Source organism: Pseudonocardia sp. Ae505_Ps2 (assembly GCF_001932425.1).
Taxonomy (GTDB): Bacteria; Actinomycetota; Actinomycetes; order Mycobacteriales; family Pseudonocardiaceae; genus Pseudonocardia.
Window position 1 is genome coordinate 1061489 of the sequence record NZ_MCIP01000001.1, and the last position, 12646, is coordinate 1074134.

General features: G+C 74.0%; 10 protein-coding genes. All 10 read right to left on the bottom strand.

Features of this window, described 5'->3' with window-relative positions:
* Positions 1 to 3: 3 nt before the first annotated feature.
* The 10 genes from Ae505Ps2_RS04875 to Ae505Ps2_RS04920 all read right to left on the bottom strand — a co-directional run bounded on the left by Ae505Ps2_RS04875 (position 4) and on the right by Ae505Ps2_RS04920 (position 12628).
* Complete coding sequence (locus Ae505Ps2_RS04875) at positions 4 to 750, bottom strand: LLM class flavin-dependent oxidoreductase (RefSeq protein ID WP_075309750.1); 747 nt, start codon at positions 748 to 750, stop codon at positions 4 to 6.
* Between the two features lie 2 nt (positions 751 to 752).
* Positions 753 to 2702, bottom strand: a complete 1950-nt coding sequence (locus Ae505Ps2_RS04880; RefSeq protein ID WP_075553439.1) for an acetoacetate--CoA ligase — start codon at positions 2700 to 2702, stop codon at positions 753 to 755.
* Between the two features lie 106 nt (positions 2703 to 2808).
* Positions 2809 to 3807, bottom strand: coding sequence for an LLM class flavin-dependent oxidoreductase (locus Ae505Ps2_RS04885; RefSeq protein WP_075309746.1), 999 nt, complete (start codon positions 3805 to 3807; stop codon positions 2809 to 2811).
* Entirely contained in the window at positions 3804 to 5405 is a 1602-nt protein-coding gene (locus Ae505Ps2_RS04890) for a long-chain fatty acid--CoA ligase (RefSeq protein WP_075309744.1), read from the bottom strand. Before Ae505Ps2_RS04890 ends, Ae505Ps2_RS04885 begins: the two co-directional genes overlap by 4 nt.
* 200 nt (positions 5406 to 5605) lie before the next feature.
* Positions 5606 to 5914 carry a YciI family protein gene (locus Ae505Ps2_RS04895; protein WP_075309742.1) on the bottom strand — a complete coding sequence of 103 codons (309 nt, stop codon included), beginning with the start codon at positions 5912 to 5914 and terminating at the stop codon, positions 5606 to 5608.
* Between the two features lie 74 nt (positions 5915 to 5988).
* A complete protein-coding gene (locus Ae505Ps2_RS04900; protein WP_075553440.1) occupies positions 5989 to 7728 on the bottom strand; it encodes a PEP-utilizing enzyme in 1740 nt (579 codons plus the stop codon).
* A gap of 355 nt (positions 7729 to 8083) precedes the next feature.
* The gene (locus Ae505Ps2_RS04905; RefSeq protein WP_075553441.1) at positions 8084 to 9700 is read right to left on the bottom strand and encodes a pyruvate, phosphate dikinase; all 1617 of its coding nucleotides are present in this window, start codon (positions 9698 to 9700) and stop codon (positions 8084 to 8086) included.
* Between the two features lie 27 nt (positions 9701 to 9727).
* Positions 9728 to 10360: a hypothetical protein gene (locus tag Ae505Ps2_RS04910; RefSeq protein ID WP_020623976.1), complete on the bottom strand. Its 633-nt coding sequence runs from the start codon at positions 10358 to 10360 to the stop codon at positions 9728 to 9730.
* Between the two features lie 64 nt (positions 10361 to 10424).
* The gene (locus Ae505Ps2_RS04915; RefSeq protein WP_020623975.1) at positions 10425 to 11057 is read right to left on the bottom strand and encodes a histidine phosphatase family protein; all 633 of its coding nucleotides are present in this window, start codon (positions 11055 to 11057) and stop codon (positions 10425 to 10427) included.
* Positions 11048 to 12628, bottom strand: coding sequence for an AMP-binding protein (locus Ae505Ps2_RS04920; protein WP_075309736.1), 1581 nt, complete (start codon positions 12626 to 12628; stop codon positions 11048 to 11050). Before Ae505Ps2_RS04920 ends, Ae505Ps2_RS04915 begins: the two co-directional genes overlap by 10 nt.
* Positions 12629 to 12646: the final 18 nt, after the last annotated feature.

Consider the following 12646-nt stretch of genomic DNA (forward strand, 5'->3'; position numbering starts at 1 on the left):
GCGCTACGCCAGCAGCGCCCGGACCCGCTCCGGGTCCGGCCCGTCCGGCTCGATGACCACGACGGCGTCGTCGAACCCCGCGTCGGCATAGCGGTGCAGCGTCTCGCCCAGGCGCCCGAGGTCGGTCCCCGCGGGGACCGGTAGGGCGTAGGCGACGGCGCGGCGCCCGCCGGCGGCCCGGTAGCGCCCCAGCGCCTCGATCATCTCCGCGGGGGTGGTGCGGTAGCCCGAGGCGAGCCAGCCGTCGAAGCGCCGGGCCGCCTTCTCGACGTTCGCGCCCCAGGAGCCGAGCAGCAGCGGCGGGCGGGCGGCCGGCGGGTCGGCGAGCCGGGCGTGGTCGTCGTGGCCGTGTTCCAGCAGGTCGCGGAGCCGGGCCGCGTTCTCGTCGAAGGTCCGGAAACGGGTGCGGTGGTCGCGGTCGAGGGTGGCGTAGTCGTCGCGGGTGGAGCCGGGGCTGATGCCCAGGGCCAGCCGGTCCCCGCACACGGCCTGCAACGACAGCATCCGGTGCGCCAGCTCCGCGGGGTGGTGCAGCGGGACCTGCACGGTGCCCGTCGCCAGCCCGACTCCGTCGGTGGCCCCGGCCGCGGCGGCGAGCGCGACGAACGGGTCCGGCACGAGCCGGCCGCGGCCGATGATCTCCGGCGCCCAGAGGTGGGCGAATCCCGCGCCGGCCAGGCGCCGTGCCCACGGCACCACCGGGTGGGGCGGCGCGTCGGACAGGTGCGCGAGCGTCGCGCCCAGGCGCACGGTCAGGCCCGCCGTTCGGCGGCGAACCGGGCGTACCAGCGCAGCACGTCGGGGTCGTCGACCGAGGCGATGTTCGCCGCCTTCTCCAGCGGACGCCCGGCCATCAGCTTCTTGACCGGCACCTCCAGCCGCTTGCCGGACAGGGTGTGCGGCACCGCGGGCGCCTCGACGATCTCGTCGGGCACGTGCCGGGGGGTCAACCGGGTCCGCAGCGTGGTCACGATCCTCGCCCGGAGGTCGTCGTCGAGCGGATGCCCCGCGGCGGGGACGACGAACAGGCCCAGCCAGTACCCGTCGTCGGGGAGGTCCACGCCGACGACGAGGGCCTCGGTGACCTCCTCCATCGTCTCCAGGACGTCGTAGAAGTCGCCGGTGCCCAGGCGCACGCCCTGGCGGTTGAGGGTGGAGTCCGAGCGGCCGTGGATGGAGACGCTGCCGTCGCCGTGCACGGTCACCCAGTCACCGTGGCGCCAGACGCCGGGCCAGGTGTCGAAGTAGGAGTCGGTGTAGCGGCGCGCGTCGGGGTCGTTCCACAGGTGCACCGGCATGGACGGCATCGGCTGGGTGACCACCAGGTCCCCGACCTCGTCGACGACCGGGTTCCCGTCGTCGTCCCAGGCGGCGCAGTCGACCCCGGCCAGGCGCCCGCCGATCCGCCCGGCCCGCACCGGGGAGTACTCGTTCGCCCCGACGAAGGAGCCGGAGATGTCGGTACCGCCACTGGTGGAGTCGACCCGCAGGTCCGGCGAGACGTGGGAGTACAGCCAGTCGTAGCCGGCGGGCGGCAGCGCCGAGCCGCTGACCATGACGTGCCGCACCCGGGACAGGTCGTGGTCGGCGCGCGGGGAGACGCCGCTGTTCGCCGTCGCGGTGACCACCGCCGCCCCCAGGAGGACGACGTCGGCGCCGGTCCGGGCGGCGACCTCCCAGACCGCGCCCGGCGGGTGGCCGGGGCTGCCCTCGTAGAGCACGATCGACGCGCCCTGGCTGAGCGCGCCGAGCTGCATGTTCCACAGCGCCCAGCCGGTGGAGGTGTAGGTGAACATCCGCTCGCCCGCACGCAGCCCGCAGTACAGCCCGGACCACTTGAGCCCTTCGAGGGTGATGCCGCCGTGGCCGTGGACCAGCCCCTTGGGCAGGCCGGTGGTGCCGGAGGTGAACAGCACCCACAGCGGGTGCGAGAACTCCACCTGCGCGAACTCCGGCTCCGCGTCGACGGCCAGCAGCTCCGCCCACGGCGTGGTGCCGTCCGGGGCGGGCCGGTCGACCGCGTGGCCGACGTGCACGACGTGCCGCACGCTCGGCAGGTTCTCCCGCAGCCGGGCGACGACGTCGCCGCGGTCGACGACCGTGCCGTTCCAGTGGTAGCCGTCGGCGGCGATCAGGACGGTCGGTTCGAGCTGGGCGAGCCGGCCGATGGTGCCCTCGGCGCCGAAGTCGGGCGAGCAGCAGGACCACACCGCGCCGACCGCGGCCGCGGCGAGCAGGCCGATCACCGCGTGCTCGGTGTTGGACAGGTAGGCGCAGACCCGGTCCCCGGGCTCGACGCCGGCGCGGCGCAGCCAGGCCGCAGCGGCGGCGACCGACCGGCGCAGCCGTGACCAGGTGATCTCCCGGGCGGGGGTGCCGCCCTCCTGCACGCACACCAGGGCCGTGTCGTCGTCGCCGTGGCGCAGCACGTGCTCGGCCCAGTTCAGCCGCGCGCCGGTGAACCAGCGGGTGTGCGGCATCGGGTCGGTGGTGCGGACCTGCGTGAACGGCGTGGAGAACGCGACGCCGTAGTGGTCGACGACCGAGCACCAGAACCGGTCCACGTCGGCGACCGACCAGGCGTGCAGGGCGTCGTGGTCGTCGAACGGGCGCCCCTCCCGCTCGGCCAGCCGGTCGAGGTAGGCACGCAGCGCGGACCGCTCGATGCGCTCCGCCGACGGGGTCCAGAGGACGTCGGTCATCGGTGTCTCCTCCGTACGGGCGTCCCGCGTGCCGGCGGGCCCACCCGGGGAGGTGGGCCCGCCGACACGGCGCTGCGCTGCGGTGCTGCGGTGCGGCCCGGGAGCCTCAGGAGGCGAGCACCTTCGGCATGATGTCGTTCTTGATCCGCTTCAGGTCGTCGAGCGTCTTCGCCACCGGCACGTCGGCGAACGGCGGCCAGATCAGCGGCATGGTCATCCCCGCCTCCTTGTACGCCTTGAGTCGGTCGGTGAGCTGCTTCTCCGTCCCCACCAGCAGGTTCGAGGCGACACCGTTGACGGTCTGGTCGACCTCCTCGTCGGTGATGACCGTCCAGATCATCGAGCAGATCTCCAGGTCCTTGGCCCGCTTGGGGCTGCCGATCTCCTCGAACTGCTCGTCGATCGCGGTGATCCACTGGGCGAGGCGCTCGGGCGAGTCCTGGATGCCGATCCAGCCGTCGAGGTCGTACTTGGTGATCCGGCGCGCCGACCGCAGCGGGTCCTTGAGGCCACTCATGAAGATCGGCGGGCGCGGGTCCTGCAGCGGCTTGTGCCCGAAGCCGCAGGCGTCGAAGTCGGCGAACTCGCCGTGGAACTCGTAGTGGTCGGCGCTCTTGTCCCAGATGCCCTGCATGATCTCGATCGACTCGCGCACGTGCTTGTGCCGCTTGGGGAAGATGTGTGCGGCGCTCGCCGCGGCGAACTCCTCGGGCATCCAGCCGGACCCGACACCGACGTTCAGGCGGCCGCCGGAGAGGTGGTCGATGGTCGCCAGCTCCGCGGCGAGAACGCCGGGCGAGCGGAACGGGGTGTCGATGATGCTCATGCCGATGCGGACCTTGGTGGTCTTCGCGGCGAGCCACGGGATCAGCGGGTAGCCCTGGAACCACTTGCCGCGCGAGGACACGGGCAGGGCGTTCGGCAGCCCGTCCATCATGCCGAAGGAGTACTGCAGCTCCTGGCGGTCGGACTTCTCGGGGACGACGATCCGGTCGAGCGTCCAGACCGAGTCGAAGTCGAGCTCCTCGGCCAGGGCGGTGAGGTCCTCCAGCTCCTTGACCGTGACCAGGTCACGGAAGTTGGGGAGGTACAGAGCGAGCTTCATGTGATGCTGCCTCCTTGCGGCATGACAGTGTCGCCAACGACGTCGCCGACGATGTCGTCGGTGGCGTCGCTGACGGAGAGTGTGACGCGGATCTCGTTCTTGAGAACCTTACCCACGGTCGAGCGCGGGAGATCGCTCCAGATCTCGATCTGCTTGGGGGCCTTCACGGAACCGATGCGCGCCTTGACGAACGCGACCAGCTCCTCGGTGTCGATCTCGGCACCGGGCTGGGGCTGGACCACCGCGGTGACCCGTTCGCCCCACTTCTCGTCGGGCAGGCCGACCACGGCGCAGTCCCGAACGGCGTCGTGCGCCATCAGGGCCTGCTCCACCTCGGCGGAGTACACGTTGAACCCGCCGGAGATGACCATGTCCTTGGCGCGGTCGACGATGTGGAGGAACCCGTCGTCGTCGAGCCGGCCGATGTCGCCGGTGTGGTGCCAGCCGTGCGCCGACACCTCCGCCGTCGCCTCGGGGTTGCGGTAGTAGCCCGCCATGACCAGCGACCCGCGCACGCAGATCTCGCCACGCTCGCCGCGCGGGACCGGCCTGCCCTGCTCGTCGAGGATCGCCACGACGACCAGCGGTGACGGCCGTCCGGCCGAGGCCAGCCGCTCGGTGGCGATGCTCCCGTCGGGACGGCGGTGCTCGGCGGGCGACATCGTCGAGATCATCATGGGCGCCTCGGACTGGCCGAACAGCTGAGCCATCGGCCCGATCCGGTCCAGCGCCTCGGCCAGCCGGGCCACCGACATCGGGGCCGCGCCGTACCAGAAGCACTGCAGCGACGACAGGTCCGTCGTGTCGAGAGCCTCGTGGCCCAGCACCATGTAGATCAGCGTCGGCGGCAGGAACGTGTGCGTGACCCGGTGCGTCTCGATCAGCTCCAGGAACCGGCCGACGTCGGGCTTCGGCATGATCACGACCTCGCCGCCGCGGGCCATCACCGGGAAGCAGAGCACGCCCGCGGCGTGCGTGAGCGGGGCCAGCGCGAGGTAGACCGGGCGCTCGTCGAAGGGGTAGCTCATCAGCGTGATCGCCGACATCGTCTCGACGTTGCGGTCGGTCAGCAGCACGCCCTTGGGACGCCCGGTGGTGCCGCCGGTGCCGACCAGCGCCACGATCTCCTCGGGCGGCGCGGCCTCGGCGGACGCGTCGTCGCGGGCGGCGTCGAGCCAGGCGTCGAAGGCCTGCGCGCGGTCGGTGCCCGTGCCGAGACGGACCAGTGTCCGCAGCTGCGGGAGATCCGGGGCGATCGTGGAGACGAGGTCGTCGAAGGACGGCTGGAAGATCAGCGTGGTGCAGTCGAACAGGTCCAGGAGCTCGGCGGTCTCCCCGGCCGCGTTGCGCGGGTTGATCGGGCACCAGACCGCCCCGGCCCGGGCGATGCCGAACACGCAGGAGAACGCGGTCGGGTCGTTCGCCGACAGGATGCCGACCTTGTCACCGGGGGCGACGCCCGAGCGCCGCAGGGCCCGCGCGACGGCGTGCGAAAGGTCGACGACCTCGCCGTAGGACAGCGAGGTGCCATCGAGCGTCAGGCAGGGCGCGGCGGGGTCCAGCGAGGCACCCTTGTCGAGATAGAAGGTCAACGACATCGCAGCTCCCCGGACTCGCACCGTTGCGGACAGCGATGACCGTGGCGAGTTTCTGGACAGTTGTCAAGATTCTGGTGCGGGCTGCGACCCGGTCGTGCCCGTCCAACGCGTCGGGACGACGGCCCCGGGGACGACGACGGGCCGGGAGCGCGGTGCGCTCCCGGCCCGTGCGGCGCGGGTGGGGACGGCTGCCCCCGGAGTCAGTTCTGGCCGGTCAGCGCCCCGGCGAGCGGACCCAGCGGGGGCGCCCACTCGCGGATGTCGGCGCGGGCGACGACGCCGGCGGCGGTGAACGGGTCGTTGTCGACGATGCGCTGCACCGCGGCCCGGTCCTCGACCCGGAAGATCAGCAGCCCGCCCGGATCCTCCCCCGGCGCCCAGGCGCCCGCGGCGAGCATCGTGCCGTCCTCGCCGAAGGGGCGCAGGTAGTCCCGGTGCGCGGGGCGGGTGGCGTCCCGCAGCTCGGTGTCGTCGGTGTAGGTGTAGATCAGCGCGAAGGTGGTGGCCACGGTGCGATCGTCGCACGGGCTCGGGGCGGTGCGCCGGGGCCGGCCGGGCTGTGACCGGTCCCGGCGCGCCGCGGTCAGACCTCGATCACGGTGACCGTGGCGGCGGTCCCGTCGACCTCGATCAGCGCGCCGTTCGGGATCCGGCCGGTCGCTTCGGTCGCCGACACGACACACGGGATGCCGAGCTCACGGCTCACGATCGCGGCGTGCGAGAACGGCGCCCCGACGTCGACGACCACCGCGGACGCCGCGACGAACAGCGGCGTCCACGACGGGTCGGTGATGGGCGCGACGAGGATCTCGTCCGGCTCCAGCGCCGAGGGGTCGTTCGGGTCGAGCAGCACCCGCGCCCGACCCCGGGTGACCCCGGTGCAACCGGACACTCCCTGGATGGTCTCCCCGGCGACGGCCGCGGTGTGCGTCCGACCCGAGCGGCGCACCCACTCGCTGGTCGGCGGTGGGTCACCGACCACGACGAACGGCGGCTCGAGGTCGAACATCTCCAGGTAGACGCGCTCGCGCTCGCGGACGGTGGCGGTGAACGAGCCCGGATCGGCGAGGTAGGCGGGCAGCTCCTCGGCGAACAGCATGAAGATCTGCTTCGCCGCGTCCAGGTGACCGGCCTCGGCGCCGCGCCGGCCCAGCTCCAGCGCGGGCAGCCGCAGCTCGTGGATCAGCATCGCGGCCGTGGTGCGGGAACGCTCCCGCCCGCGCAGCCAGAGCGCCGCCGCGTGCAGCGCAGCCTCGAACTGGCCGCCGGCCTCCGCGTCACCGGCCAGCAGCTCCCGCACGGTCGCGGTGGCCTCCTCCCGCTGCCGGACCCGCTCGGCGTTCTTGATCTGCGGGGACTCCTCGTCCGAGACGCCGCGCATCCGGTCGACCGTGTGCAGCGCGAGCTCGGGCCGCAGGCTCCAGGTCAGCGCCCGCAGCTCCCACTCGGCCGGGCCACGGAAGTCCCACTCGCCGAGGAAGGCGTCGAGCCCTGCGACGAACTCCGCGACCCGCGGGTCGCCGGAGGACCGCAGCCGGGCGTCCAGGCCCTCGACACCACCGTCGAACAGCTCCGCGACCGGGCCGGTGCGCGCGAGGCGACTCAGTGTCCACATCCCGTGCGACGGACCCGCGGAGTCGACGTCGCCGATGCCGGCGACCAGGGTCAGGGCCAGCTCCGGGCGCCCGACCGCCGCGGCGATCTGCGAGATGGCCCCGAGACCGACGCCGGACTTGAGGCTGGACTCGATGTGGCGCTGGAACAGGCCACGCAGGACGTCGTTGAACGAGGTGATGCGCTCGGCGAGCGCGGCGTCCGACAACGTCGCGACGTCCGGTCGCTGCGACCGGATGTCCAGCACCGTCCGCCGGTCGGCGTCGTAGGCGGCGAGGTCCTTCGCGAGCAGGACCTCGTTCATCAGCCAGGCGCCGGCCTTCTCCGAGTACGCCGGGTCGTCGTCGAAGTCGCGCTTCTCGCTCTCGTAGCTCGGGATGCCCGGCATGTCGCCGAAGTACTGCAGGTCGACGGCCTCGGCGCCCATCCCCGGCACTCGCACGCCGAACAGGCGCATCAGCGACATGTTGATGTAGAGGTAGCTCCCGAAGGCGGGCAGGACGTTGCGCTCGACCGAGGCGTCGTAGAGGTTGTGGTCCCAGACGCCGCAGGCGACGAAGGCGTCCCGCCAGCCCGGCTCGAGGTTGGCCTGGAAGCCGGTCGAGGCGTTCAGCGGCGAGATCGGGTCGGGAAAGATCTCGCCGACGTTCGCCCGGGAGTAGAGCGGGAAGGTCTTCGACGTGCGGTCGAAGATGGGCCAGTCGGTCACGGAGCTGGTCTCCTCGTCATCGAGGTCCGCACACGGGCGGAGGTCCGGGCACCCGGGCGTCGGCGCGACGCTCGATGTGCGACTTCTCCGTCGCATTCTGGCGAGCGACGGGCGGCGTGTCAACCGTCACTCCGCCGTGCTCGGGCGGCGTCGCCCACGACCTCGGGCGATCTCGACGCGACAGACCGGTCATGTCGAGCGTCGCGCCGTCGGGCGTTGACCTGGCAGGACCCGCACGTCTCGCCCTTCGGGCACCCCGGGTGCGACTCATCCCTCGCATTCCTCGCCGTCGAGGCGGAGACCGCACGCACGCGAGCTCGGTGCGCCGGCCCGGTCGCGGTCCTCCGTTCCGGACTCAGCCGGCGGCGGCCCAGCCGTCCAGCACGGCGAGCGCGGGAAGCAACCGGGCGACGACCTCGGCGTCCGAGGCGCCGTCGTCGGCACCCGCGGTCACGTCGCCGAGCCACACCTCGCCGGTCGCGCCGTCGACGGTCACGACGTCGCCGGGCCCGAACAGCCGGGTCCCATCGGCGGCGTGCACCGCGTCGGTGCCCACGTGCAGCTCCTCCGCCCCGACGACGGCCGGGATGCCCCAGCCGCGCGCGACGACGGCGGCGTGGCTGACCAGCCCACCGGTGCTGGTCAGGATGCCGACGGCGACCGACATGCCGTGCACGTCCTCCGGGCTGGTCTCCGGCCGGACCAGCACGACGTCGCCCTCGGCGTCGGCGGCCGCGTCGGCGCTCAGCACGACGGCTCCGCTGACCCGGCCCGGCGAGGCGCCGAGACCGGTGGTGAGCGCCGCCGGGGTCGACGCGGCCCCGCGGCCCGCGGCGAGCACCTCGGCCCGCGCCCGCTCCCGCACCTGCTCGGGCGCCCGGGCGAGCGCCTCGGCCCGGGACAGCCCGATCGCCGGGTCGTCCACCATCTCCACCGCCGCACGCACCGCGGCGACGGCGCCGCGCTTGCCGACCCGGGTCTGGAGCACCCAGAGCCGCCCGCTCTCGACGGTGAACTCCACGTCGCAGATGTCGCGGTAGTGGCGCTCCAGACGGTCGAGGAGCCCGGCCAGCTCGGCGTGCGCCCGCGGCAGGGACGTCGCCATCCCCGCGATCGGGGTGGTGCGGGCGGTGCCGGCGACGACGTCCTCGCCCTGGGCCCGGAGCAGGAAGTCGCCGTAGGGGACGTTCTCGCCGGTGGACGGGTCGCGGGTGAACACGACACCGGTCCCGGAGGAGTCGTCGCGGTTGCCGAACACCATGGCCTGCACGTTCACCGCGGTGCCGAGGTCGTCCGGGATGCCCTCGCGCTCGCGGTAGGCGCGGGCGCGTGGGCTGTCCCAGCTGCGGAACACCGCCTCGACCGCGGCGCGCAGCTGGGCGCGCGGGTCGGTCGGTACCGGGGTCCCCGCGGCGCCGAGGACCGCGCGGACGCGGTCGACCGCGGCGCGCAGCGCGGCCTCGGTGCGCTCGGCGGGGGCGGGCCCGATCAGGGCGTGGTCGACCCCGAGCACCGTGGTCGCGAACATGGCGAGGAACCGCCGGTAGCTCTCCCAGGCGAACACCGGGTCACCGGAGACCTCGGCGAGGCCCGCCGTGGTGGCCTCGTCGAGCCCCAGGTTGAGGACGGTGTCGAGCATCCCCGGCATGGACCGTGGGGCGCCGCTGCGCACCGCGAGGAGCAGCGGGTCGGCCGGGTCGCCGAAGCGGCGACCCAGGCGTTCCTCCAGGGCGGCCAGCTGGGTGGTGATGGCCTCGTCGAGCCCGGCGGGCCATCCTCCGGCGCGGTGGGCGGCGCACACGGGCAGCCCCAGGGTGAAGCCCGGGGGCACCGGCAGGCCGAGCACCGAGGTCATCTCGGCGAGCCCGGCGCCCTTGCCACCGAGCAGGTCGGCCAGCTCGCGCGGGGGCCGCTCCTGCGGGTGGTCGAAGGCGAACACGGCGGTGGACGCCGCGGTGGCCGTGCTGGTCATCGTCGTCCTCACGGTCTGCGGTGCGGCTCAGTGGCCGTCGGCGGCGCCGCGCTCGCGGCCCAGCGTGCTCATCAGGTCCTGGTGGAGCTCCATCCACACGTCGTGGTAGCTCTCCCGCAGCGGCGCGGCGAACGCCGTCGTCTCGCCGCCGTCGACCCGCTCCCAGGCCGCGGCGAGGTCGCGCGGGTAGCGGCCGAACCGCGGCAGCACCCCCGCGAGCTCGGCGGTCACCTCGACCGCACGCGGGTGCAGGGCACCGAGCTCGTCGACGACACCACGGTCGTAGGCGGGGTCGGAGTGGTCGTTCGGGGTGCCGTCGGGACGGACCTGCCAGCGCGAGCAGATCTCCTTGAACGGCTGGTTGAGCTCCAGGAACCGCGCCTCCGCCCGCTCCACGGCCGCGCGCGCCCCGGACGCGTCCAGCTCGGCGGCCAGCAACCGGGCGTGCTCGGTGCGGCCCTCGGCGGTGAGCGTCCAGCCCGCGACGCGTCCGGTGCGCTCCTTCACCCGGCCGGCCTCCGCGGCCGCGGCGAGGGCGGCGTCGACGGTCACGTGGTCGAGCTCCGTCCGGCGGGCGATCACCGGGGCGGCGACGAAGCCGGACAGTCGCAGCGTGTGCAGGACGAGCAGGTCGGGCGACGTGGTGGTGTCGGCGGTCACGGCGCTTCCTCCGGTTCGTGGTGACGACGGTGTCAAAACGGTGTCGACGGGGTCATGGTGGGGTTCAGGCGGACCGGCTGTGCAGCCCCGGCCCGGTGGCCGGGAGGAGCAGGTGCGGGGTCTCGTTGATGCTGCGCAGCTGGCGGACGCCCCCGCTCGAGGCGAGCAACCTGCTGAACGAGGTGTAGTCGAGCTGGACGAACATGCTGCGTCGGCGACCGAGCAGACGGGACAGGAACGCGTTGATCACACCGCCGTGGCAGACGACGGCGACCCGCTGCCCGGGGTTCGCCGCGATGACGTCCTCGAACGCGGCGAGCACGCGCTGCTCGAAGGCCTCCGGGTCGAACCGGTGCTCGCCCCAGACGCCGGACTCGAGCGCCCGCCACTGGGCGGCCCGGTCGGTGCCACTGAGCTCCACGGGCACGTAGGTGTGCGCGCCGCGGTCGAACTCGGCGAGCCGGTCGTCGACGGCGACCGGCAGCCCGGTGCGCTCGGCGAGCGGGTGTGCCGTCTGCAGCGCTCGGCGCATCGGGCTGGACACGATGCGGTCGGGGGTCAGCCCGGCCGCCCCGGTCAGCAGTGCGGCCAGCAGGTCCGCCTGGTGGCGGCCCTCCTCGGTGAGACCGGGGTCGGCGCCGGCGACGTGCCCCTGCACGGTCTCCGGACGCCCGTGCCGGACGACGATCAGCTCCACGGTCTGCTCCCGGCGGGCTCCGGGACGAGCGACGCGCGCAGCTCGCCCATCCTGACCTTCCCGGCGTCGCTGCGCGGCAGGGACTCGACGAGACGGACCTCGCGGGGGGTCTTGAACCCGGCGAGGCGGGCGCGGCAGTGCGCGACGAGCCGATCGGCGAGCCCCGTCCGGTCGGCGTCGGCGGCGGGCACGACGACGGCGACGACCCGCTCCCCGAACTCCGGGTCGGGCAGCCCGACGACGGCGGCGTCGGCGACCTCCGGGTGCGGGAGCAGCACGTCCTCGACCTCCCGGGGGTACACGTTGACCCCGCCGGTGATGATCGTGTGGCCGCTGCGGCCGTCGAGGTAGAGGTAGCCGTCGGCGTCGACGTGGCCGAGGTCGCCCGCGGTCCCCCAGCCCGGTGTCGCGGCCAGGTCGGCGGCGCCGTCCGGACGTCGCTGCGGCTCGGCGGCACCGGGCCGGGCGAACCACACCGCGCCGACCTCGCCCGGGCCGAGCGGGCGGCCGTCCGCGTCGGCGACGTGCACGGTGCTCCCGGCAGGACGCCCGACCGACCCGGGGCGTTCGCGCCACTCGTGCGGGCCGATGGTGGTGCGCCCGTAGCCCTCCGACGAGCCGTAGTACTCGTGCACGATGGGCCCCCACCAGTCGAGGACCGCACGCTTGGTCTCCGGCGGGCACGGCGCGGCGCCGTGCACCGCGACCCGGTGCGACGACAGGTCGTAGCGGTTCCGGACCTCGTCGGGCAGGCGGAGCAGGCGCACGAACATCGTCGGGACCCACTGGCTGTGGGTGACCCGGTAGCGCTCGATCGCGGCGAGCGCGGCCTCGGGCTCGAAGCGCTCCATGAGCACGACGGTGCCGCCGACCTCCTGGACCGACTGCAGGAAGCCGAGCGGGCCCGCGTGGTAGGCCGGCCCGGCGACGAGCAGCACGTCGGGGGCCTCACCCGGGCCGGTGGGCTCGGTACGGAACCCGAGGCTGCGCATGAGGGCGGCCGAGCGGACCGGTCCGTCGGCCGGGTGACCGCCCGTGGGGGCCACCCGGAAGGGCTTGGGACGGCCGGTGGTGCCCGAGCTCCAGAGGATCCGGCCGCCGGTGGTCTCGGCGTCGCGCGGGAGCCGGGGTGCGGCGGCCACCGCGGCGTCGTGGCCGGTCCAGCCCGACGGCACGTCCGGGCCGATGACCAGCCGGACCGCGGGCACCGGGACGCCCGCGCGGGCCAGCGCGTCGTCCAGCGCCTTCGCGATCCCGGCCCCGCCCGCGACGACGGCGGCGGGGCGGGCGTCCTCGGTCATCGGGACGAGCTCGGCGGCGGACAGGTGCCGGTTGACCGCGGCGAGGTGGAGCCCGCTGCGCCGGGCTGCCCAGAACACCTCGCCCCAGCGGACGTCGTTGCCACAGGCGATCAGCAGGGTGTCGCCCGGGCGCAGGCCGGCCGCGTGCAGGAGGCCCGCGAGCCGGGCGCTGCGGTCATCGAGCGCGGCGTAGGTGACCGCGTCACCGCGGCCCGCCACGACGAGGGCGGTCCGGTCGGGCACCGTGACCGCGAACGATGCGGGGTACACGCTTCCTCCGCTCAGTTT